General features: G+C 53.1%; 21 protein-coding genes and 1 pseudogene. 10 read left to right on the top strand and 12 right to left on the bottom strand.

Translation table 11 applies throughout. The features are described from left to right. Positions 1-2 precede the first annotated feature (2 nt). The 4 genes from AC1UKS_RS09275 to AC1UKS_RS09260 form a co-directional block, all read right to left on the bottom strand. On the bottom strand, positions 3-1,280 hold the full coding sequence (locus AC1UKS_RS09275) for an ABC transporter substrate-binding protein (RefSeq protein WP_265910747.1): 1,278 nt from the start codon (positions 1,278-1,280) through the stop codon (positions 3-5). Between the two features lie 27 nt (positions 1,281-1,307). Continuing rightward, positions 1,308-2,408 (bottom strand): ABC transporter ATP-binding protein, encoded by a 1,101-nt coding sequence (locus tag AC1UKS_RS09270; RefSeq protein WP_482436576.1) that lies wholly within the window; start codon positions 2,406-2,408, stop codon positions 1,308-1,310. 115 nt (positions 2,409-2,523) lie between these two features. Beyond that, positions 2,524-3,123 (bottom strand): hypothetical protein, encoded by a 600-nt coding sequence (locus tag AC1UKS_RS09265; protein ID WP_322874493.1) that lies wholly within the window; start codon positions 3,121-3,123, stop codon positions 2,524-2,526. Between the two features lie 30 nt (positions 3,124-3,153). Next, entirely contained in the window at positions 3,154-3,495 is a 342-nt protein-coding gene (locus AC1UKS_RS09260) for a hypothetical protein (RefSeq protein WP_482436573.1), read from the bottom strand. Between the two features lie 716 nt (positions 3,496-4,211). Here AC1UKS_RS09260 and AC1UKS_RS09255 point away from each other — a divergent pair. Together AC1UKS_RS09255 and AC1UKS_RS09250 are read left to right on the top strand one after the other, a co-directional pair. After that, positions 4,212-6,089, top strand: a complete 1,878-nt coding sequence (locus tag AC1UKS_RS09255) for a M48 family metallopeptidase (RefSeq protein WP_482436572.1) — start codon at positions 4,212-4,214, stop codon at positions 6,087-6,089. A 135-nt stretch (positions 6,090-6,224) separates the two neighbouring features. Next, positions 6,225-7,193, top strand: coding sequence for a YiiG family protein (locus AC1UKS_RS09250; protein WP_482436571.1), 969 nt, complete (start codon positions 6,225-6,227; stop codon positions 7,191-7,193). 125 nt (positions 7,194-7,318) lie between these two features. On the opposite strand, the gene AC1UKS_RS09245 is transcribed toward AC1UKS_RS09250, so the two are convergent. Continuing rightward, a complete protein-coding gene (locus AC1UKS_RS09245; RefSeq protein WP_482436569.1) occupies positions 7,319-8,185 on the bottom strand; it encodes a LysR family transcriptional regulator in 867 nt (288 codons plus the stop codon). 101 nt (positions 8,186-8,286) lie between these two features. Here AC1UKS_RS09245 and AC1UKS_RS09240 point away from each other — a divergent pair, with 101 nt between their 5' ends. Together AC1UKS_RS09240 and AC1UKS_RS09235 are read left to right on the top strand one after the other, a co-directional pair. Further along, positions 8,287-9,138 carry an alpha/beta fold hydrolase gene (locus tag AC1UKS_RS09240; RefSeq protein WP_455915626.1) on the top strand — a complete coding sequence of 284 codons (852 nt, stop codon included), beginning with the start codon at positions 8,287-8,289 and terminating at the stop codon, positions 9,136-9,138. A 4-nt stretch (positions 9,139-9,142) separates the two neighbouring features. Next, on the top strand, positions 9,143-9,745 hold the full coding sequence (locus AC1UKS_RS09235; RefSeq protein ID WP_482436568.1) for a glutathione S-transferase: 603 nt from the start codon (positions 9,143-9,145) through the stop codon (positions 9,743-9,745). A gap of 420 nt (positions 9,746-10,165) precedes the next feature. Here AC1UKS_RS09235 and AC1UKS_RS09230 read toward each other — a convergent pair whose 3' ends face one another. The 3 genes from AC1UKS_RS09230 to AC1UKS_RS09220 form a co-directional block, all read right to left on the bottom strand. Continuing rightward, complete coding sequence (locus tag AC1UKS_RS09230; RefSeq protein ID WP_482436567.1) at positions 10,166-10,771, bottom strand: GNAT family N-acetyltransferase; 606 nt, start codon at positions 10,769-10,771, stop codon at positions 10,166-10,168. A gap of 124 nt (positions 10,772-10,895) precedes the next feature. Then, a complete protein-coding gene (locus AC1UKS_RS09225) occupies positions 10,896-12,029 on the bottom strand; it encodes an aminotransferase (protein ID WP_482436566.1) in 1,134 nt (377 codons plus the stop codon). Continuing rightward, positions 11,989-12,993: an ornithine cyclodeaminase family protein gene (locus tag AC1UKS_RS09220; RefSeq protein ID WP_482436565.1), complete on the bottom strand. Its 1,005-nt coding sequence runs from the start codon at positions 12,991-12,993 to the stop codon at positions 11,989-11,991. Before AC1UKS_RS09220 ends, AC1UKS_RS09225 begins: the two co-directional genes overlap by 41 nt. A gap of 281 nt (positions 12,994-13,274) precedes the next feature. Here AC1UKS_RS09220 and AC1UKS_RS09215 point away from each other — a divergent pair, with 281 nt between their 5' ends. After that, on the top strand, positions 13,275-13,910 hold the full coding sequence (locus AC1UKS_RS09215; RefSeq protein ID WP_482436910.1) for a helix-turn-helix transcriptional regulator: 636 nt from the start codon (positions 13,275-13,277) through the stop codon (positions 13,908-13,910). A 106-nt stretch (positions 13,911-14,016) separates the two neighbouring features. Here the strand turns inward: AC1UKS_RS09215 and AC1UKS_RS09210 are convergent. Next, positions 14,017-14,193: pseudogene (locus AC1UKS_RS09210) on the bottom strand (manganese catalase family protein); the annotation flags it as partial. 114 nt (positions 14,194-14,307) lie between these two features. Here AC1UKS_RS09210 and AC1UKS_RS09205 point away from each other — a divergent pair. After that, on the top strand, positions 14,308-14,781 hold the full coding sequence (locus tag AC1UKS_RS09205) for a DUF2243 domain-containing protein (RefSeq protein WP_482436564.1): 474 nt from the start codon (positions 14,308-14,310) through the stop codon (positions 14,779-14,781). A gap of 15 nt (positions 14,782-14,796) precedes the next feature. Then, a complete protein-coding gene (locus AC1UKS_RS09200; RefSeq protein ID WP_482436563.1) occupies positions 14,797-15,597 on the top strand; it encodes a cytochrome c oxidase assembly protein in 801 nt (266 codons plus the stop codon). 21 nt (positions 15,598-15,618) lie between these two features. Here AC1UKS_RS09200 and AC1UKS_RS09195 read toward each other — a convergent pair whose 3' ends face one another. Further along, complete coding sequence (locus AC1UKS_RS09195; protein ID WP_206400682.1) at positions 15,619-15,969, bottom strand: DUF3147 family protein; 351 nt, start codon at positions 15,967-15,969, stop codon at positions 15,619-15,621. A 217-nt stretch (positions 15,970-16,186) separates the two neighbouring features. Between AC1UKS_RS09195 and umuC the strand changes: the two genes are divergently transcribed. The 3 genes from umuC (at position 16,187) to AC1UKS_RS09180 (ending at position 18,928) form a co-directional block, all read left to right on the top strand. After that, complete coding sequence (umuC, locus tag AC1UKS_RS09190; protein ID WP_482436562.1) at positions 16,187-17,446, top strand: translesion error-prone DNA polymerase V subunit UmuC; 1,260 nt, start codon at positions 16,187-16,189, stop codon at positions 17,444-17,446. Between the two features lie 242 nt (positions 17,447-17,688). Then, positions 17,689-18,093: a cupin domain-containing protein gene (locus tag AC1UKS_RS09185; RefSeq protein ID WP_482436561.1), complete on the top strand. Its 405-nt coding sequence runs from the start codon at positions 17,689-17,691 to the stop codon at positions 18,091-18,093. 211 nt (positions 18,094-18,304) lie between these two features. Beyond that, the gene (locus AC1UKS_RS09180; RefSeq protein WP_482436560.1) at positions 18,305-18,928 is read left to right on the top strand and encodes a hypothetical protein; all 624 of its coding nucleotides are present in this window, start codon (positions 18,305-18,307) and stop codon (positions 18,926-18,928) included. 72 nt (positions 18,929-19,000) lie between these two features. Here the strand turns inward: AC1UKS_RS09180 and AC1UKS_RS09175 are convergent, their stop codons facing one another. Then, on the bottom strand, positions 19,001-22,096 hold the full coding sequence (locus tag AC1UKS_RS09175) for an efflux RND transporter permease subunit (protein ID WP_482436559.1): 3,096 nt from the start codon (positions 22,094-22,096) through the stop codon (positions 19,001-19,003). After that, positions 22,096-23,187, bottom strand: a complete 1,092-nt coding sequence (locus tag AC1UKS_RS09170; RefSeq protein WP_482436558.1) for an efflux RND transporter periplasmic adaptor subunit — start codon at positions 23,185-23,187, stop codon at positions 22,096-22,098. Before AC1UKS_RS09170 ends, AC1UKS_RS09175 begins: the two co-directional genes overlap by 1 nt. Between the last annotated feature and the right edge of the window lie 18 nt (positions 23,188-23,205).

Here is a 23,205-nt window from a genome sequence, read left to right as displayed (position 1 = left end):
AATTATTGGTATGACTTCAGCAGACGATCGGCTTGCTTCTGTGCGCTGGCCAGCGCGTCAGCTGGCGTTTTCGCCTGCGTCACCGCCGCTTCCACCGCGTGATTCAGCGCATCCTGAATCTGCACGCTGTTGTAGGTCGACAGTTCTGGCTGGGCATACTTCAACTGCTCACGCGCCACTAAGGCCTGCGGGACCTGCTTGACATAATCCTTCATCACCTGGGTATCCCACGCCGCTGCCGAGGTGGCGACATAACCGGTGGCGATACTCCAGCGTGCAGCCTGCTCTGGCGACGTGACCCAGCGGATGAATTCCATCGCGGCTTTTTGCTGTTCCGCTGACGCGTTTTTAAAGACATACAGATTGCCGCCGCCGGTTGGGCTGCCGCGCTGGGTTTTCTCAGGCAGCATTGCCACGCCAAACGGGAACTTCGCATTATCACGCACGTTGGTCAGGTTGCCGGTGGTGGTGACCATCATCGCGGTTTTGCCGCTGATAAAGTCCTGCGGCGTCGTGCCCCATGCAATTGCTCCCTTCGGAGAAACCTGTTCTTTCTGCCCCAGATCGGTCAGCCATTGCAGCGTTTCAACGTTGCCCGGCGTATTGAAGTTAACCGCAGTGCCCTTCCCGTTATCCAGACGTCCGCCGTTGGTGGCCGACAGGCCCTGGAAGTTCCAGTAACCGTTTGGCGTGGACGGGATCTCGATACCCCACTGGCTGACGCCGTTGGCATCTTTGAGGGTCAGTTTCTTACTGAATTCCACCACCTGCTGCCAGTTGGCGGGCGGCGTATCGGCGTTCAAACCGGCTTTCTCGAATGCCTGCTTGTTCCAGTACATCACCACGGTTGAACGCTGGAACGGCACGCCCCACACCTTACCGTCGATGTGACGCAGAAAGGCGGGATAGAAACCGTCGATCCATTTTTTGCCTTCCTCGCCCTGCGCCAGATCGCTGGCCGCGACAATCGCCCCGGCATCAATCAGTGAATACGCCTCAATATCGCCAATCACCGCCATCTGTGGCGCGTTACCGCCGCGAAAAGCGGTCAGCGCTTTGGTCACGGTCGTCGCATAGTCACCGGTATACACCGGCTGAATACTCACATCCGGGTGCGTTTTTTCGAAGTCCGCCACCAGCGTATCGACGGTGTGGCTGACTTTGCCACCCACCGCGATCGGATAATACATTTGCAGCTTGACCGGATCGGCAGCGAACGCCGAGGTGGCCATCGCGAGCAAGACAACAGAGGACAGGCGTGAGTAACGAGTTACAAACATGATTTTCCCTTAGGCAAATGACAACGGTTAAATGGCGTATTTTTTTTGTGAGGCAAACATCTGTTGTTCGGCATGTTCGCAGCGCTTACCGCTTTCGCGGTGAAAAAGGTATTGCCGCGCGGCGGACCACTGCAATCCCACGTCGCTACCCTCGGCGAAGCGCTGCATGCCGGGAACTTTGACCGTCAGCGACACGTCGAGGCCCGCAAGCCTGCACACCAGTAAGGTATCGGCACCCATATATTCGGCGCTCTCTACGCGCGCGGTCAGTGCCGCCTGTGCAGCGGGGATCGGCTGGATATCTTCGGCACGCAATCCCAGACTGAGCGTCGCCTCGGGATAGTCGACCACCGGCTGCGTAAGAGGCAGGAGGTAATGATGGCTACCGTTGCGTTGCAGCGGCAGGATATTCATCGGCGGCGCGCCGATAAATTGCGCGGCGAACACGCTGGCGGGATGGTTATAGAGTTCATCCGGCGTGCCATGTTGCTCAATATGGCCATCGTTAAGCAGTATAATGCTGTCGGCCATGCTCATGGCTTCGGTTTGGTCGTGGGTCACGTACAGCATGGTCAGGCCGAGTTTCTTTTGCAGCGCGCGGATTTCACGGCGCATGCTTTGCCGCAGCTTGGCATCCAAATTCGACAGCGGCTCATCCATCAGGCACAGCGTGTTGTTGGCGATCACCGCCCTGCCCAACGCCACGCGCTGCTGCTGGCCGCCGGAAAGCTGCGACGGCAGGCGATCCAGCAGCGTATCCAGCTCCATCAACTTACTGACATCCGCCAGGCGCTGAGCAAACGACTGTTTCTCTTCGCCCCGCGCTTTTAAGCCAAACAGCAGGTTTTCGCGCACGTTAAGGTGAGGAAACAGCGCATAGGATTGAAACACCATCGACAGCTTGCGCTGCGACGGGGGGAGATGGGTGATGTCGGCATGATTAAACTGGATGGCGCCGCGATCGGCGGTTTCCAGCCCGGCGATGGTGCGCAATAAGGTCGATTTTCCACAGCCCGATGGCCCCAGCAATGCAACAAAACTTCCCTGTTCCGCCGCAAAACTGATCTCATTCAGGGCGATTTTTTCGCCCCAGGCTTTATAAATATGGTGAAGCGAGAGGTGGCTCATGCATCCGCAATCCGAGAATCTGAATGGCAGTACGCTAGCGGAAAGGAATGAAGGATTTATGTCGCTGCGGTGACGGTTGGGTGATGGGGCTGATGCAGCCTTATCTACTCACGCCTTATTTACCGAGAATATTGTTAACCGCTTTCAGGTGACCAACCTTATCTTTGTGGTTTGAGACCACCTGAATGACGGTGAATTTTTTGTCAGCGACCGCCAGCAGAGTGGCCTGCTGCACATCGTTACCCCCCATCTTATCAGTGGCTTCGATATGGTAAACCGGCAAACCGTTGGCATTTTCAGTTTTCTCACTTATCACCTTATAAGAAGGTGAAGCCTGCTTCTGCTTGTCTTTGATTGACTTCATGCCGTTGAGAAAATCAGCATCGCTGCCACCGCGAGCAATTACCGGGATATCTTCTTCGCCAATGATCAACACGCGTTTTTCCGGCTTGTTAACATACATTGTTCCCGGTCCGCCGCCCGGAACAGGCTGCTTTTCATAGCCCTGCAGTTTGAACGTCTGCTTTCCATCCAGCAAAGCAAGCGTCTCAGTCTGCGTGGCTCCGGCTGGTGCTGCCTCAGCTGCGGATGCCGTCAGAGAGGTTCCGCCGATGGCAGTTGCCAGGCAGATTGCACCCACGATATTTAATGATTTTCTTAATTTCACGATGAACTCCTGCGTATTGATGATATTTCCATTTCGCTGATACAGCATCAGATGGCCTGTATCAGTGATGTAAGGGGGTTATCGGGTCAGATCGTAGAAACAGATCCCTGAGCCGAGCAGAAACAGAATAATCGGCCAGTAGAGAACGGGAATAAAAAAGAAGTTATGGGTTTTTTCGGGGGCCATCATTGGCTGGCTTTTTGTTGCCTGTGCAATGGAGTCCAGCCATTTTTCCTGCCGGAGCACCCAGACAAAGGCCGCACAGAAAAGGGCAGAAACTATCAGCGTAGCCCCTGTCGCCCATAAATGCGCGATAAAGAAACCGTCGTAGTAATAAATATCTAACAGCCATTTACACAGGAGATAGGCGGCAGAAATTAAGACTGCGACGAAAAAACCCACTCCGCTCCATGCGATCATCTTTATATCCTTCTAAGGTGTGAGGAATGAGGAATAATTTTTTTTGAAATTAACATATTTTTATCATTGTGGCGATATTTTCTTTGGTGCTAATATAAATGACATCCAGCACAGGGGATGTCCAGCCTGTGCAATTTTAACATTACTGATTTGATGGATTTATTTTACACTACTATTGTTTAACCTGAATTCGGCAACCGTGCAGCTAATAGCGCACCCAGGGTGTAGCATGGCTATTTGTACCGTACCGATATTATTTTCGTGCGAATTAACGCGGCTTCCCTGTTTTTAAAATTCGTATGCGCTGTTCTGGCAGTCAGTGCACCTGGCTTCAGACAGGCGTTGAAACAGCTGTCCTTTAAACAAAAAGGTAAAATTAACTTCAATGTTATTACCTACTTTTTCGGCCCGATTTATTTGTTTGTGCTCTGCCTTTAGAAGGGAAATATCACGCTTATTTTAATTATGGCAGTTGTTTATACTGCACTATCAGTGGTTTTTTTCGACAATGGCTATAGCTTATCCAAAATATCTCGATATTGATCTGGGCCAGGGTTTTAACGCCCTGTATGGCATCATCACCAATCTGGCTTATAATCGCTCTGCAATAATTATAATATCGTGAAGCTCGCATAAATGCTTCCGCACCGTTTAATCGGGGCAAGGTTATTCTTTTCGGAATTGCCTGATAGCAGCAGCTTCTCCCTTTCACAGACATGCAGGAAGTTATGATTTTGAATACATTAACGGAATTGAAAAAGGGTTATCTAAAGGTATTTTTCTGGCTGCTATTCACACTGTTTCTCGTCCCCGTCATTACCCTGTTTTTTGCTGAATATGGCAACATGCAACTTGATCAGCAATACACGCAAATCTTCATGAATGATGCGCGGGAACAACATCAGGATACGGGCAAACTCCAGGCGTTTCTGCAGCAGAACCCGCCTTCCAGTGTCTGCGGCCCGGTAGATGAAAATCTGCAGGATTACAAAAACGCCGTCTGCGCACCGCAATCCGAACTTTGGCAGTTCTACATGATGGATAAAGTGGCATTCTGGACGCTGATCGCGAGCGGCGTTGTCCTGCTGATGGTGCTGCTGTTCAGTGCGCTGGCCTTTAAAAGCCGCCAGGGACAGGTAATCAGTCTGGCGCTGGCCCGCAAGTTCCTGATGCTGGCCTGTTCGCTGGAAGTCATGGTGCAGGGCGGCATGCTGGTATGGCTCTCATTCTGGGGCACCGCCTTCTTCACACAAACCTACTATCCGAAACTGGTGATGGCGGTAGGACTGCTGGTGCTGGCCGGTATGTATTACATGATTAAAGGCATCTTCAAAAAACTCCCACCGGAAGAGAGTATTGAAGGCGAAGTCGTGACCCGCGAAGCGGCCCCGGCACTCTGGTCACAGATTGATATGCTGGCCGCGAGAGTGGGCACCACGCCACCCGATCATATTGTTGCGGGTATCGACACCAACTTCTACGTGACCGAAGCCCCGCTGAACGTGAATGGGAATTCGCTCACCGGCCGTAAGCTCTATGTCAGTATTCCACTCCTGCGTCAGCTCACCGTTGCGCAGGCTGATGGCGTGATGGTCCATGAACTGACTCACCTCCATGAAGGCGACACCGCCTCCGGCGCATTACTGGGACCTAAGCTGCACCGGTTTGATCTCTATATGCAGCTGATGGGTCAGAATCTGGCCACGCTGATCGTCTTCTATCCGCTCTATCTTTATCGCATGCTGTTTGAGCTGGCGTGGCAGCGTAACAGCCGTGAACGTGAGTTTGTCGCGGATCGCAATGCATCAACGCTGGTCTCCCCTGCCGCGATTATCGAATCACTGATCAAAGTGTCTGCGTATGCCAGCTACCGGAATGAAGTTGAGCGAAACTTGTTTAATAACCAAACGCTGCACGAAAATGAACTGGGGATCAGTAAAGCTATTGCTGCAGGTCTGCCTGAACATGTCGCCTCTCCGGGCTTTATCAGCGTCATCCGTGAGCAGAATGTGCCGCACCCGTTTGATTCACACCCGCCGCTGGCGGAAAGGATGCGCAACGTAGGGTATGAGATTAACGAAGCTGACTATGCAGCGATCGCCGCCGATTTCCCGGCACAGAGCTGGGTCGATCTGATGCCGGTTGCCGACGAGATTGAACAGCAGTTGTGGCAGAAATTTGAACGCGACTTCTCCTCAGTGCATGAAGAGAGCCTGGCCTGGCGCTATCAGCCTGACGGTGAAATGGAAACCGCGCTGGTGCTGAAGCACTTCCCCAATGTTCCTTATACCCTGAAAGATGGCTCGCAGATCGTCATCACCTGGCAGGGCATCGTGGCGCCGAAAACCGGCGAAGTGCTGGAGTGGGATAACGTTAAAAACATCAACGTTATTCGTAGCTTTGGCCGGGATAAGCTCTACGTGCAACATGTGCAGCCAAACACGCAGGGGAAAAAACGCAGTGAGATCCGTCTGCCGGGCCTGAAAAAGGAGATTGAAGCCTTTAAAAACACCCTTGGCTATTACTGGCATCGTCATCAGACAGTCAGGGCGATACTGAAAGAAGAATCGTCGGAAGCGACGCAAAGCGCATAACCCGTTTTTCATCGGCTCCCTCATCGCCGCTGATAAGGGAGCCGATGCGGACATCAATTCCCAACCTGTATTTCTAACCGCATAAATAAAGGAACGAATGTGTTTAAAAGAGCAAGCAGGGCAATGATACCCGGGATGCTGGTGACTGCCCTTGTGCTGCCGCTGGCAGCATGCGACAACAGTGACAAAGCGGATGCAAAGCCAGCCCCGCAGAGTCAACCGCAGGCTGTTGCGGAGGATACTGCTGCGCAACTCACCACAAAATTAAACGCCTATGTGGGTTGCTTTAATACTACAGATGGATCGGTTCGCGATAGTGCCCTGCGCTATGTGAGCTGGATGGCGAATGCTGAAAAGGGGCCAACCGGCAAAGAGCGCAACGTCAACGTACTGGGCGAGGTCACGCCTTACGAACTGGAGAGCTGCACTAAAGCCATCAACCAGGCATCGAAGGCTAAACCGGCGTTACCGGCGCTGGATGCTGCAGCAACACAGTATCTGGCGGATTTGACGACATTGCAGCCGCAGGTTTCGCAGGCTCACCTTTACTATAGTCAGGAAGATTACAAGGATGATGGCTTCGCGAAAGGCAAGCAAATGCATCCGCCACTTATGAAGGCGTTTAACAGCTTTATGAAATCCAGTGACCAGTTCGGTGCCGAAGTTGAAAAAGAAAATAATGAGGTCGTGGTTGCGCAACTGGTTGAGATTGAAAAGTCTGAGGGCCGTCATAGTCGCTACTACCGCCTGGCATTAGTCACACAGGCCAAGGCGCTGGCGACCCTGTTTACCTCCCCCGCTCCCGACGTGGCACAGATGACAAAAGCGATTGATGCTTACAGTACGCTGCTGACTGAGGCAGAAAAGGCAACGGCCAGCGAAGCGGGCAAGCCATTAACCTGGTCCATCTTCCAGGATAATGCCGGAACCTTCCTGAAAAACTGCAAGGATCGCATGCGTCGGATTCGCGATAAAACACCTTACAGCACGGGTGAGCAGAGTCTGCTGAAAGCAAGCGGCAATTCGGGCTGGATGGTATCGGGTTCACCGATGCGCGTTTTAAAATCCTATAACGAACTGGTCGAGGCCGGTAACCGCCTGTAAGCGGGCTGCCCGCCCCATGTGACTCTGGGGCAGGCTTCGTCAGCCGGGCTGATGCCGTCACCTGCAGGATGAAAAGCATAAAAATGGGTAGAGGCACATCAGGAAGGACAATAGCGGCCAATTCACTATCGATGTTTATGCATCAGCCTGGTCAGCATCTCGCAGAAGGCCTCGCTTGCGGGATTGAAGCAGTGTCTATTCAGGCGAAGCAGGCAATCAACCGACGGCAGAGGCATCAATTTCTCAAGTTCAGACACATTGCAAATCGTTTTCTCTACGCTGTATTGATTGAGTATTCCCACCCCCAGTCCGGTGGTTATCGCCGCAAGCATACCTGCTACTGAAGGACATTCCAGCATCACAGAAAATGGAATTTTTGCCTGCCGAAGTTTCTCCTCAGCCAGGTTACGGTAATAGCAATCGGGTCCCCAGGTAATAAGCTTCAGGCTTTTATCCGATTCATGCAGCCAGGCAGGCGTTGCGTACCAGTATAATTTTTCACTCCACAATACCCTATCTTCCGGCGATGCCGTGCCCGTGAAATCCTGATGTAAGATGATCTCCAGGCTTCCTTCAGAAAAATGCTGACGCAGGAGATGACTTTGCTCCACCACCAGTTGTACATCCACCTCGGGATGATGGTGACTGAAGGTTGAAATGACCCCGCATACTTCAATCATTGAGATATGTTCAGTGACCCCAATTCGCAGCTTGCCACGTAGTGCCGAAGGCGAAAAATACGCCATGGCATGATCGTGTTCAGTGAGTATTTTTTCCGCATGACGTAGCAGAACGCTGCCCTTTTCTGTCGGAACGGCTTTTCCGGCGATACGCGTAAGTAGCTGGCATTGAAGTTGATCTTCAAGCCGTCTGAGCTTCCAGCTTACGGCTGACTGGCTCAGGTTAAGGAGTAATGCAGCCTTACTCATATTGCCCGTTTGCACCACGGTTCTGAATACTCTGAGCGCATCAACAGAGAGTCGTTTATTCATTTTTATATGACAAAAGTGGGTTTACAGATGGAAATAATGTCACTGGCGTCATATGCAGTCAACGGATAGCCTGAAAGGAACAAGCTCAATGGAGAAAGCTAATGCCCGCTAACAACCCATTACTGAATGAAGACGTTTTGATAAAAGGTTGTCGCATTGCGACCGGGGTCCATGGTTCAGGTACACCTCTGGTGCTGGTTCATGGCACGCCCGCACACTCGGTAATCTGGCAGTCACTGGTGCCAGCATTTGTCGATGCGGGTTTTCACGTTCACCTGTATGACCTGCCTGGGTTCGGCGCATCAGAGCGTCCGTTGACGGCTGATACCTCGGTTTCCGCACAAGTCGGTTTTCTGCTGAAACTGCTGGAACACTGGCAGCTCGAAAAAACACATCTTTTTGGTCACGATATCGGCGGGGCAATTTCACTCAGACTGGCATTCGACAACCCATCCCTGCTGAAGACGCTCACGATTGCCGATATTCCGAGTTACAACTCCTGGCCTTCGCCCACATGGAAAGCTATGCGGGATAACTATGTGGATTATGCACTGATCCCTGCCACTGAGCATTACCGCGCAATGTCTCGCCAGTTAAAGATGGCTGTTTTTAATAAACATCTTATGACAGAGCAGCGGCTGGAAAGTTATCTCGCGCCCCTTTGTGGCGTGGTGGGCCAGCCCTCGTTTTATCAGCATCAGGTTGCGCATTACAATGCCTGTTACACCAGTGACTTTGCAGAAAAATTGCCGCAACTCCAGTTGCCTGTGCAGATTTTATGGGGCGCCGAAGATGAATGGCAGCCCGTTGAGTATGGAAGGTGTTTGCAGCGCGACATCGCCTCATCCATGCTGCATATTTATGAACAGGCCGGACACTTTTTAATGGAAGATGCCCCTTTGCCTGTCGCCGCACAGTTAATTGAATTTGTTAACCAACATAATATGAGGTAGCGCTATGATCCTAATCGGAATGCTGGATTCACCCTATGTCAGACGGGTTGCTATCCACATGAAAATATTAGGTATTCAATTCGAACAACAGCCGCTTTCGGTATTTAGCGATTTTGATGCCTTAACAAAAATTAATCCAACCGTTAAAGTACCAACGCTTATCACAGATGATAATCAGGTGCTGATCGACTCAACATTAATCATTAATTACCTTGAGAAATATTTCGGTCATTCGCCTGCACCCACATCAGCGTCCAGAGCGGAAGACCTGAGGGATCTGCATCTTACCGGATTCGCCCTGGCAGCCTGTGAAAAAGCGGTGCAGATTGTGTACGAACAGCGTCTCAGACCGGTAGAAAAACAGCATCAACCCTGGTTGAATAGGGTAACTCAGCAACTTCATGGTGCCTGGCAGACGCTGGAGAACGGGCTGCGGGAAAGTCATCCTGACATGCTATCAGTGGCCGGTATCAGTATCGCAGTCGCCTGGCGTTTTACAGAATTGATGCTGCCGGATACCATCAGCCGTACGTTGTATCCGGAAGTAACCAGATTTACCTTGCTGGCCGAACAGCGACCGGAATTTTTGGCAACACCTTCGAGTTAGTGAGGGTGAGTTGCGTATTGATTTTTGAGACGGCTACGTCCACGTCAGTTCGGGCGAAATCTATGTTGTACCAAATGCATTACACATAGAACGTCCAATGAGAATGCGGTAAAAATCATGACAGAACCCTGTGGTTTACTGAATACCGGACAGGAAGGTGGGGAGCGCACCGAAGAAAACGATATCGGATCGAATGGGGGATAATATCAGATCAGCCTACCAGGCTGTCTGATATACCACGGCTACATGGACATAACCTTAAGCTTATTTTTAACTTGAACGGCCGATTTTGGCTTATAGCGGACCTTGTCTAAGACGCACTTCTGCTTTGTGCCAGGAGCGGACATTCATAATTGTTATCGCTTTCTGGGTTAGAGTTGATACGTATAATGTTCTTTGGCAAAAATGCGTTACAGATGTTTAAACAATAAGGGGGACATGTTGGGCAAATTCAGCTGGCAGATGGCCTGTTAATCGTGGATCAGCCAGTATTTCAATTTCTGTGGCGTAAGCCCTGAACCCCACACGCTGATAGAATCGCAGAGCAGCAGGATGATCGAAAGTGCAGGTATGCACCCAGAAACGTTCGACTGGACGGGCCCAGACCTTATCCATCACTGCGCTCATCAATGCTTTACCGAGTCCCTTGCCGGTCAGTGAGGAATCAATTCCGAAAAAAGACAATTCGCACTGACCGGGCGTATTGAAGTCCAGCTCAAACATGCCGACATCTTCATTATTGCTCTGTACTGAAAAAACCTCTGTGCCGTGGCTGGTAAGTATCTCTTCCAGCTCCTTCTCACTGACCATTAGCCGCGAACACCAGAGCCAGTCTCCGCCAATTTTACGGTACAATTTTTTATATTCTTCAGGAGCGGGGTTAATGATCCTGCGTAAAGTAATACCTTCAGGAAGCTCTATGTCGGTTCGCTCGGGCCTTTTTGACATTTCAAGATGTGTGACGATGCAGGCGATATGTCCGACAGGAACGGCTGTTTGCATTGAGTAGAAGGTTTTGTCATGCATGAATTATATCCTCTCGATGGTTTTAGCGACGTCTGAATCTTTTCAGCAACACGCCGCTTTGCCGGTTATTGCGCTTTTCAGATATTACCAGCGCACGTATAAAGGAGATTCGGGTGAAAGGCGATTAACATATATCTTCTGCAAGCTCTTGAATGAAGCGACTCACAAGAGGCAGCCCCTGCTTCAGAACTTCACTGTTGTTGGCAAATCCGATGCGTACATATCCCTCCATATCCATCGCCTCGCCGGGGGTGAACATTACGCCGTAACGTTCCAGCAGACGGATGCAAAAGTCGCGCGAACTGATCGGCAGCTCATATTTCAGCAGTGCAGTGGTCCCGGCGCGGGGTCTGACATAGCTGATGAGCGGCTCTGAATTGACCCAGACGTCAAGCACCTGAAGGTTATCACGTAGTATTTTATGATTGCGGGCCAGAATTTTGTCCCGGTTCTCCAGCGCCAGTGAGGCGAAGTAGTCATCCAGCACGCCCACGCTGATCGTTGTATAGTCCCGGTGGATTTCAACCTCTTTGAGCAGAGAATGAGGACCGGCTATCCATCCAAGGCGCAGACCGGCCAGCGAGTAAGACTTGGACATGCTGGCGGTGCTGATACCTTTTTCATAAAGGTCAGCGATTGCGGGACCATAACCATCGCCTTCCTGATTGGTACCGCGATAGACTTCATCGCACAGCAGCCAGGCATCTGCTGCTCGTGCAACTTCAACGATTTCCTTCAAAAGTGTTTCATCCATCAGCGATCCGCTCGGGTTGTTCGGATTATTAATGGCAATAAGCTTTGTTTTGTCATCAATGAGCGATTTCAGCTCCTCTGGGTCGGGAAGAAAGTTATTTTCTTCACGCAAGGCCAGAATTCTGACGTTCGCCCCGTAACTTGCAGGGATAGAATAATGTTGCTGATAGGTTGGCAAAACGGAAATTATCGTGTCACCCGGCTCAACAAGGGTTCCATAAATCAGGGCGTTAGCCCCGATCGCGCCGTGCGTGATAAGAATGTTTTCAGCCGACTGTTTGCTATATTGCTCAGAGATGAGCTGACGCAGTCTTTGTGAACCGGTGATATGCCCGTAAGTCATTTTAATATTCAGCATGTCATCCAGAACCTCCCGGGGTTTACCGGTCATGTCCAGCAGTTGCTGCATGGTCAGGGATTCAACACAGGTTTCAGCAAGATTATATTTACAGTTGTTTTCCCAATCATTCATCCACTGCTCTACACCAAACGGTCTGATTTTCATCGTATTTATCCTGTTCTTTGAGGTAAGACAGCACGCTGTCTGCAATTGCCACATCTTCCAGCCCCAGCCCCAGGGAGCGGAAAAATGCATGTCGTTTGTAACTGGGGCTGATGGCGCTTCCAGTGACCAATTCCGGTAAGTCCCCCCGGATATCCCCGGTGCTCCAGCCTGTTTCGCGGGCCGCGATGACCATCTCGCCTGCGTGAGAGGGAGTGGTCTGCCTGTAATCACAGTAAACGTCCATTTCCTGTAGTGCCTGGGGAGAAACCTCGTGCGCACCTGGCGCGTTCGTGCTGATGGACGTAATCAGGCAGGGCCGGATCAGTCGTTTCACATCGATTACCGGTGTTGCTGAGGAGGTGCATAACATCAGTACATCTGTATCTTTTGCGGCGTCTTCTGCGCTGTGGCAGATTTTCAACATCCCTTCAGTCAGCCCGCATTCACGCTGGATAGATTCAGCTGACTGTGAGCCGCTCCGGCTCCAGATCCTGATTTCTTTCCAGTTGCGAAGTGTTAGGGCATGGCGGATATGAGCGCGCGCAACAGGTCCTGTGCCGATGACCGTGAGTATCTGTGCGCTTTCCCGAGCCAGTAGTTCTACAGCAAGCGCAGTGGTGGCCGCCGTGCGTTCTATGGTCAGCAGCGAGGCATCGCACAGCATCAGCGGCATACCATCACTTGCAGACATAAGCAGCGTCCAGGCGGTAATGACCGGCTTATGCTCTGTCACAAGATAAGGCGATATTTTCGCGCCGAGCATCTGGCGAGACATATCCGCGCCAAAATAGTTTATGAAGTCCCCTTTGCAGTTTGGCAGCAGGACGTCTTTCTGTGCAGGCTGAACAGCCTGTCCACGCGCAAGACTGGTAAAGACCCGGCGCATGGCCTCTTTGACATCGACATGCAGAAGGATTTCAGCGGTTTGTTCTGCGGTAATAACGGGGATGCCTCTGGAATGCATATGTTTTCCTGACGGACCGCCAAACTGGCTGGCCTGGGGTAAGATATGCACTTAAAAGTACATTATGCACAAACTGTTTACAAGGTGGTTTTATGAGGCCTGGTACTGCCGTTCAGGTATGAGATGGCGGAAGAATGACGGATTCCGGAGATTTCTATAGCGGTACCGGAATATCGTTTTGCTTAGTCAGCGATGCAGCATTTATCAGGTACATCGTGATATGGTTCGCCCCCGGAAAAACGGCATTATTTCAATCTGCACCAATCGCACGGAATGAGGATATGAAAATGGTAAATAAGCACGGCCCGGACAATGCCCAGCTGAGTTTGCTGAAGTCAGTTGCAGACGGTATTGCCGCGCTTTTCTTTCCGAGCGTGGAAGTCGTTATCCACGATGTAGAAGCGGGCACTGTCGCCTACATTGCGAACAATCTTTCAAAGCGCAAGCCAGGCGATGATGCGGGTCTTGATGATTTTCAACAGGACAAACTGGCACCGCTAAGCGGCCCATATGAAAAGCTCAACTGGGACGGAAAAAAAATGCGCTCCGTCACGATCGCGACAGGAGACGATAAGACACCGGGTTACCTTCTTTGCATTAACCTCTGCACAGCGGTGTTTGAAGACGCCAGGAACGCGCTTGACATGTTTCTTTCCGTTACGCGGCTTCAGCCTCAGCCAGAACAACTTTTCCGTGATGACTGGCAGGAGAATATCAATACTTTTCTGCATGAATGGATTCGACGCGAGGGTACCTCGCTGAGCGCTCTGACGCGAGAACAGAAGAAAAATCTGGTACAGAGCATGCACAGTCAGGGTGCTTTTCGTGCAAAGAATGCAGCCGATTACATTGCGGGCGTACTGTCTCTGGGACGTACAACCGTTTATAAATATCTTAGAGAGTTAAAAAAAAAGTGATCTGCCAGAAAGTTTGTTAAATATTCAAATCTCATTACAGCGGGTATGGCTTACCGCTTCTCACTAAAGGTCCGCTGCTCGCTCACAGCGGTCAGTCATGCCCGGGGGAGAGAAAAAGGCTTGCCGAGCTATCTCCGCCGTCCACCGCAGGTGTGGGTTCCGCAATGTACTAGAAGTTTTCGTCAGAGTTCCAGCTTCCCCGCCCCCCTCCGCCTGCAGACATGTTGTAATACGCATTCGCGTATTTCTCATTCGGCGGCAACTTTCCTGGCGGAAGTAAGTTTGTTTGCAGGGCAGATGCAGGGCCGGAAAGCGGCCTATGCCGAAGAGCCATCGGGCCCCCCTCATTTTCAGCTACGCTTCTTAAGGAAAATTTTTCTTTATTCAGGAGTGAGTAGTGCCAACGTTGACCCCAGCAATTCAATCCGATCTGAAACGTTCATTGACCGCCACGCTTCCGCTTGGCATTGGGTTGATGGCAGCGATAGACGAAGTGATATTTCATCAGATTCTGGCCTGGCATCACTTTTTTGACTGGGAAACACCCGCTTTTGGCCTGCTTTCAGATGGGTTATTGCATTCAGCTGAAGTGATTTTGTTTGTCCTCGGCTTTTTTATGTTTGCCGATCTGCGTAGCCGCAGAAAGCTTAACCGGGCAGCAGCATGGGCAGGCCTCTTTTTGGGTATGGGAGCGTTTCAGCTTTTTGACGGGATTGTGGACCACAAGCTGCTCAGGATTCATCAGATCCGTTACGTGGACAATGTTCTCCTCTACGACCTTATCTGGAACGCGGCTGGTCTGCTTGTATTACTGGCGGGTTTCATTATCTATCGCCGGGCGCGCACGGCTGAACTGCAGACGGGAACGTAACCCGTGGATCCAGCAATGCATCACGCAGGTGTGCCGCACTCCCCGATGTTGTTCGTTCTTTTGGTCATTATGCCTGCCGTACTTCTCTGTCTTTATCTTCTGGCCGCCGTCAGAATACGTGGCACCGCCCGCTGGAGCACGTGGCGTACAGCCAGCTTCACGGCCGGCATAGTGTTAATCGTGGTATCCGTATTGCCGCCTGTGGCTGACTGGGCTCATCACGATTTGCGCGGTCACATGATACAGCATCTTTTTCTGGGAATGTTTGGTCCTCTGGGCCTGGTTTTTGGTGCGCCCGGATCGCTTCTGATGCGCTCTGTTCCCGCGAAAATGACACGCGTCATTATGAATATTCTCCGCACGCGCCCGGTCCGTTTTTTAATACACCCGATAACCGCTGCTTTCCTGGATATTGGCGGTATGTATCTTCTTTATCTCACCCCGCTTTTTGGGCTGACGATGACCAGCCCTTTCCTGTTTGTTTTTATCCATCTGCATTTTGTTCTCTCCGGGTATCTTTTTACCTGGTCTGTCGCAGGGCCCGATCCTGCTCCCCATCGCCCGCCGAGGTCCGTAAGGCTGATAGTCATTTTCCTGGCCACAGCGGCTCATGGTGTTCTTGGAAAATTAATGTACGGATACGGTTACCCTCTTGGGACCTCAGCATCTCCTGAGGAAATTCAGGCGGCCGCGCTGTGGATGTATTATGGCGGAGATATCGCCGAGTTATGCATTATCACCGGCTTTTTTGCAGCATGGTTCCGTCAGCGCAGCAGCCTGCCAGAGGCGATAGCAGGTAAAATCACACATAAATAACAGGAACACCCCACACGGGTTTCACATCAGCTCAATACCAAAGCGGCGAAGTAACAGCGCATATCCCCAAAAAAGCAGCACGGTCATAAGGCAGGAGGCCAGCAGCGCGACCCAGAATCCCCACCGCTGAAAAATGAAGGGAAAGCAAAGAAACATGGGCAGTGTCGGGACGACATACCAAAATGTGTACCATGCATGATTCGCTATTTTCTCTTGGGTTTGCCCCTCAAGCTTCATCCATATCAGCACCAAAACGGTCACCAGTGGCAATGCCGCCAACAGACCGCCCAACCGGTCGCTTCGTTTTGCCACCTCGGAGATAAGCACTATCATCCCTGCGGTCACCGCATACTTCACAATCAGCCAGATCATTTCTTTCCTCTTGTCCTGAACACGGGTCATCAGCGTAGCATCCGTTACGCCGATCCTGTGATCCGATGATTCGCCTATCCCTCGATGCCATGAAGGTGGAGTAAAGTCTTCTGGAAACCTTCTTGATCGTTCCCGCCATTCAAATATACTGTATGTATATACAGCACACATGGAGTCCTCTTATGCCATCCATCCCTTACCCAGCAGGCAAATCGCTATGTTTGCGCTGGTAGACGTTAACAGCTTTTATGCCTCCTGCGAGACGGTGTTCCGCCCTGACCTTGCAGGCCGCCCGGTGGTAGTACTTTCCAATAACGATGGCTGCGTGATTGCACGCAACGCCGAAGCCAAGCGGTTGGATATCAAGATGGGCGCGCCCTACTTTAAGATGCGCGACGAAATTCAGCGACATAACGTGGCGGTGTTCTCGTCAAACTATGCGCTGTATGCCGACATGTCGCAGCGGGTGATGAGCACGCTGGAAGAGCTGGCACCGGCAATTGAGATTTACTCGATTGATGAGGCGTTTCTTGATGTCAGCGGCATCAGCAACTGTCTGCCGCTGGATACCTTTGGCCGCCAGGTGCGCGATAAAATCTGGCAGGATACCCATCTGAAAGTGGGCGTGGGGATTGCGCAGACCAAAACCCTCGCCAAGCTGGCGAATTTTGCCGCCAAAAAATGGACCAAAACCGGGCACGTTCTCGATCTCTCCTCGCCTGCCCGCCAGCGTAAGCTGATGGGGCTGCTGCCGGTAGAAGAAGTCTGGGGTGTGGGCCGACGCCTGTCGAAAAAGCTGGAAGGATTGGGGATTGAAACCGCGCTGCAGCTGGCCGATACGCCGGTGGCGTTGATCCGCAAGCATTTTGGCGTGGTACTGGAGCGCACGGTGCGGGAGTTACGCGGGGAAGCTTGCCTGGAGCTGGAAGAGGTGCCGACCAAGCAGCATATCCTCTGCTCACGCTCGTTCGGCCACCGCATTACCGAGTATCAGGAGATGCATGAAGCCATCTGCAGCTATGCCGTCCGGGGCGCGGAAAAACTGCGCCACGAGCGCCAGTACTGTCGGGAAATCGGCACCTTTATCCGTACCAGCCCGCACGATCCCAAACATCCTTATTACACCAATGCCGCCAGCGTTAAGCTGCTGACGCCGACCCAGGATAGCCGCGATATTATTAACGCCGCCATTCAGTGTCTGGACAAAATCTGGCGGCCGGGCCATCGCTATATGAAAGGCGGCATCATGCTCGGCGACTTCTTCAATCAGGGCGTGGCACAGCTGAATCTGTTTGATGATTTTCAGCCCAAAGCCAACAGCGAGGCGTTAATGGCCGTGCTGGATACCCTGAATAAACAGAGCGGCAGCCGCGTCTGGTTCGCCGGTCAGGGGATCCAGCGCGACTGGTCGATGAAGCGTGAGATGCTGTCGCCCAGCTATACCACCCGCTTCCGGGATCTGCCGGTTATCCGCTGAGGGTCACTGAATTGCAGGCCGCTTGTCGCGGACGAATATCAGCCATCACTTCCGTTTAAAGCGAATATTGTTTGAGAGAAAGGAATATCAAATCACGCTACTCCCAAGCCCGCTTCTTTCAGAATGACAGATATGGCATTCGAGGCATGAATAATTCATTATTTTGAAGCATTCGGACTGCATGCCAGGAAACAGGTTTTTTGTAATATGTCATCACGTACATCACCACCAGGGAGCGATTTATGTCTACTCATTCTAAAGAACAAACTGACCAAACCTCTGAGTTTGAATCCGATGGTGTAAAATCGGAAGAGCTGTTAAGTAGTGGTAGCGCATGGAACGGTAAAGCGTACGAGAAATATCCGGAAGGCAAACCGCATTTAACCGTGATGAAAATGCACTTTGACGCAAATACCACTTTGCCCTGGCACACTCACCCGATGCCTAATGTTGCCTATATTATTTCTGGGTCGTTAACGATTGAAAATAAAGAGACGGGCGAAAGTCGAAAATTTACCGCGGGTGAAGCGTTCAACGAATCCATTGATGATGTACATCGCGGTTATACCACTGACGAACCGGCCGACGTGATCATTACTTATGCCGGCGTTGAAGGACTGGCGCTGTCAGAACCCTATACCTCTTAATCCAGCATTCATTCACAGCATGCCCTCGTGGCATGCTGTGCTGTACCGTGCCCAACAGGCCAGAACCTGCCAGGAATAACATAGGGCACATAAGGACCATTTTTCTATAAAAAAAACGCTATCCTGCAGCATCTTGCCGGTGACTCACTCCGTTGTAACCGGCTTTTTTCGTTCGTAATATCTGCCGCTTGTAGAGTAATGGTTATAAAAAATGCATTCTGATTTAATCTTTATACGCAACAAATTGGTTATATTTTTCGCCAGTGCACTGTTTCTTTGTCTGATGATGGGTCTGGTATTTATTGATGTTCACTGGATGCATGATGCTGTTCATGAATCCTCTTTAACGGAGATTACTCAGGAGCTGATGCTGCTGGTGATTGCACTGCTGTATTTTTTTCGCGCAATGCGGCACTCCGCTGCCCGTCCGTCACTGATGCTAATTGGGGGATTTTTTTCCTGCATGTTAATCAGGGAAATGGACTTTTTATTTGATGAAATAAAACATGGGTGTTGGGTCTGGTTCGCCCTCGCCGTGACGGGAATTTGTCTTACTTTTGCCTTAAAATATCCACAACGTACGCTCGCCGGTCTGGTGCGTTTTCTCCGTCATCCCTCATGGGGAATGATGAGCGCGGGCCTGCTCACTGTACTGGTCTTCTCCCGGCTGTTCGGTATGCAGGACCTTTGGCGGACGCTTATGCCTGGGGGATATAGCCATACGGTCAAGAATATGGCGGAAGAGTGCTCTGAGCTGCTCGGCTACAGTTTGTGCCTTTTCGCCACCTGCCGTTATCTGCGCTCGGATAATGCCCTTCACCGCCATACGTCCTGAGCCCGCTGGGGAGAATGAAGCATCGCGACACGCGCCCCATTCTCTCCAGATCGTCACTGAATTGAAGGCCGCTTAGCCAACCCGCCGGTGGGCCCATTCACGCATACGCTGGAACAGCACAAACAGCGCCGGAATAAAGACAATGCCCACCACGGTAGCCACCAGCATGCCGCTGAAGACCGTGGTGCCGATGATCCGACGACTCTGGGCACCCGCGCCGGAGGCCAGCATTAGCGGCAGCACGCCGAGTATAAAAGAGATTGCCGTCATCATCACCGCACGAAAACGCCGCGTCGCACCCTGCAGCGCGGCATCCGCAACTGACGCGCCCTGCTCACGCAGCGTTCGCGAGAACTCGACAATCAGGATGGCGTTTTTGGCGGCTAAGGCGATCAACAGCACCAGGCCAATCTGCACATAGACATCATTGGCAAACCCGGCCCACCACAGCCACAGCAGCGCACCGCCGAGAGCAAACAGCACCGAAAGCATCACGCTGCCGGGCAACGTCCAGCTCTCATACTGGCAAACCAGGAACAGCCAGGCCATCACCACCGCCGCCAGCACGATCCAGATGGCCTGGTTGCCGGTTTGTTGCTCCTGCAATGACAGCCCGCTCCAGGCGTAGCCGTAGCCCTGCGGTAAGCTGTCATTGAGGATCGCGGTCATGGCGTTCATCGCGTCGTTGCTGCTGACGTTTGCCGCCGCCGATCCGCTGATGGCCACCGACGGGAACTGGTTGTACTGCTTCAGATAAGGCGCACCGACGCCCGGCGTCACGGTAACCAGATGACTGAGCCGCACGCGTTCACCGTTATCGCTGCGCACATACAGATCGCTGATTTGCTCTGCCCGTTCACGCCAGCTCATCTCATTTTGCACCACCACGTGATAAGCGCGGTTGTTTAAGGTGAAGTCGCCGGCGCGCGTGCCGCCGAACGCGGTTTGCAGAGTGCTGAAGATGCGGGATACCGGCACATCCAACAGGGCTGCCCGGTTGCGATCGACGTTGAGCGTCAGCTGAGGCACGTTGCTGCTCCAGGTGGTAAATACCGCCTGCAGCTGAGGATGCTGATTGGCTTTCGCCAGCACCGCGCGCGTGACCTGCTCCAGCTCGGCAGAGGATTGCCCCTGCTGGGCCAGCAGACGCAGATCAAAGCCGGCGGCATTGCCCAGCCCCGGCAGCGTCGGCGGATTGAAGGTCATAATGTTGGCCGTGGGGATCTGCGCCAGCTGCTGCTGGATCTGCCCTGCGACCTGATCCAACGCCGCGCGTTCACCCCAGGGTTTCAGCATCACCGACATAAAGCCGCCGTTAGAGGTGGTGGTGCCGCTGAGAATATCAAACCCGGACACCATAATGACGTCCTCGACGGCGGGATTGCTGGCAATCAACAGCCGCGCGCGCTCCATGGTGGCTTCCGTGCGCTCTAATGACGCGGCGGCGGGCAGCTGCACGTTGGCAAAGAAATAGCCCTGGTCCTCGGCAGGTAAAAAGCCTTTGGGCATCAGCATAAAGCTGACGGCCACGGCCAGTGCGGCGGCGGTGGTGGCCACCAGTGCCAGCCACGGCCGGCGGTTCATGCCCTTCACCAGGCTACCGTAACCGGCACGGGTTTTATCCAGTCCCCGGTTGAACAGCTGGAAAATGCGGCCCGGGGCCGCCGTGCGTGGCCGTAGCATCAACGCGCAAAGCGCCGGCGTCAGGCTCAGGGCCACCAGGCTGGAAAGCGTCACCGCGCTGGAGAGCGTCACCGCAAACTGCCGGTACAGCTCACCGGTAATTCCGGGCAACATCGCCACCGGAATAAACACCGCCAGCAGCACCAGCGTGGTGGCGATAACCGGTCCGGCGACCTGGCGCATCGCCTGCGTGGTAGCGCTGAGCCGATCGAGGCCTTCCGCCATCAGCGTTTCGACATTTTCCACCACCACAATGGCGTCATCCACCACCATGGTTAACGCCAGGATAATGGCAAACAGACTGAGGGTATTGGCCGAGTAGCCAAGCAGATAGAGGATGGCGAAGGTGCCGAGCAGCGTGGTCGGAATGGCCATGGCGACAATAAAGGTGGCGCGCCAGCTTTGCAGGAATAACGACACCACCAGGATCACTACTGCCAGCGTCAGTCCCAGCGACCAGCCCATCTCTTTGATGGTGGCAGAGACAAATTTCGTGGAGTCGAATTTGATTTCCCACTTCACGTCTACCGGGAAGGTATGGCTCAGCCGCTTCAGCTCGGTGCGCACCAGACCCGCCACATTCAATGCATTTGCGCCCGGCGAGGGGTAAATTCCCAGATAAGCCGTGTCGTTGCCGTTCAGCGTCGCGCTGGAGTTGTAGCTTCGCGCGCCGATATCAATAAAGGCGACCTCCCGCAGCCGCACCAGCTGCCCCTGTGCCGAGCTGCGGATAATGATATCGCGGAACGCTTCCGCGCTGTTCAGGCGGCCAAGGCCGTTAATGGTCAGCGTTTGCTGCTGGCCGTTAAACACCGGTGGCGTGCCGACCTGTCCGGCGGCGCCCTGCACGTTCTGCTGGCGGATTGCGAGGGTGATATCGTCGGCGGTAATATTCAGCGCGTTCATCCGCTGCGGGTTCAGCCAGATACGCATACTGTAATCGCGCGCACCGAACATCTGCACCTGGCCCACGCCCGGCAATCGCGCCAGCGCATCACGAACGTGGGTGCTGGCGTAATTGCTGATAAACAGCGCATCACGGGTTTTATCAGGTGAGAAAAGACTGACGCCCAGCATCAGGTTGGTGGTGCGCTTGCGGACCTGCACCCCCATTTCCTGCACCTGTTGCGGCAGCTGCGCCACGGTCTGCGCCACGCGGTTCTGCACATCAATGGCTGCCAGATCGGCATCGGTCCCGGCGGCAAAGGAGATCGCCAGCGCATAGCTGCCATCGTCCGAACTGGTGGATTCCATATACAGCATATGGTCCACGCCGTTGATTTGCGTTTCCAGCGGGGCCGCTACCGCTTCGGCCACGTCTGACGCACTGGCGCCCGGCCAGGAAGCGCTGACGTTAATCACCGGCGGCGTGATTTCCGGGTACTGCTCTAGCGGAATGATTTTCAGGGCGATAGCACCGAGTAAGCCAATCACCAGCGCGATCACCATCGCAAAACGCGGGCGGGTCAGGAAGAACGTCAACATCAGCGGTTTCCTCCGGCGGCGATCGCGTTCACCGGGCTCCCGGCCTGAAGGCGCTGCGTGCCCTCAACGATCACCCGCTCGCCTCGCTGCAGACCGCTTAGCACCTGATACTGCTGGCCTTGCTGGCTGCCCAGGGTGAGGCGGCGTTTTTCGGTTTTATTCTCGTCGTTAACCAGCCAACAGAAGAACCCTTGCGGATCTTGCTGGATCGCCAGCGCCGGGATCATCAGCGCCGGCTCACTCTGTTTTGGCCGGAAAAACAGATCGATACTGCCGCCGGGCAACAGCCGCTCACCGGGATTGGCGAATTCTGCACGTAAGGTGACGCTGCCGCTGCGCGGATCGATGCGGTTATCCACCGAGACCAGCGTGCCTGGCTGGCGTTTTCCCGCCAGCTCAATTTCTGGCAGCCAGGCCTGACGCAGCGTTTTCAGGTCGGGATGCTGACCGGCCTTATCAAAAAAGGCCTGTTCTTCAATGGCAAAGGCGATGCGGATCGGGTCCAGCTGCACAATTTCCACCAGCATGTCGCTGGCAGGATTTACCAGGCTGCCCCGATGGAACTGGCTGTGCCCCACCCGTCCGCTGACCGGTGAGGCGATCCGCGTGTAGCCGAGGGTAATTTCGCGAGCGTTAACGCGCGATTTCGCCTGGTCTACCGCAGCACGGGCGATATCACGCTGCATACGCGCGCCATCAACGTCATGTTTACTGATGGCCTGCGCCGGCTTCAGCCGCTGAAAACGGTCGAACTGTTGCTGTGCCTGGCGCAGGGAGGCTTCACTGCTGCGCAACTCGGCCTGGGCCAGCGACAGTGCGGCACGCTGCTCCGCATCATCGAGCTCATACAGCAGATCGCCGGCCTTCACCTGCTGCCCGTCTTTGAAATTGACCTGAGTAAGGGTGCCTTCAATACGGCTGCGCAGTGCCACCGCATGGACAGCTTCAATCCGTCCCGGCAGACGGCGCTCCATCAGCAGCGGCGTCGGTTCAACCTGCACCACCTGCACGGATTGACTGGCGACGCTCAGCGTTGGCCAGCTGATAACGAGAACCATCGCCAGGGCGATTGTTGGGCATAGTCTGTTCATGGTGTTTTCCAAAACGGG

It is taken from the genome of Erwinia sp. AK-PDG3-5 (assembly GCF_056821705.1).
The sequence above is the reverse complement of the archived record's forward strand: the minus strand, read 5'-3'. Positions and strand labels throughout refer to the sequence as shown.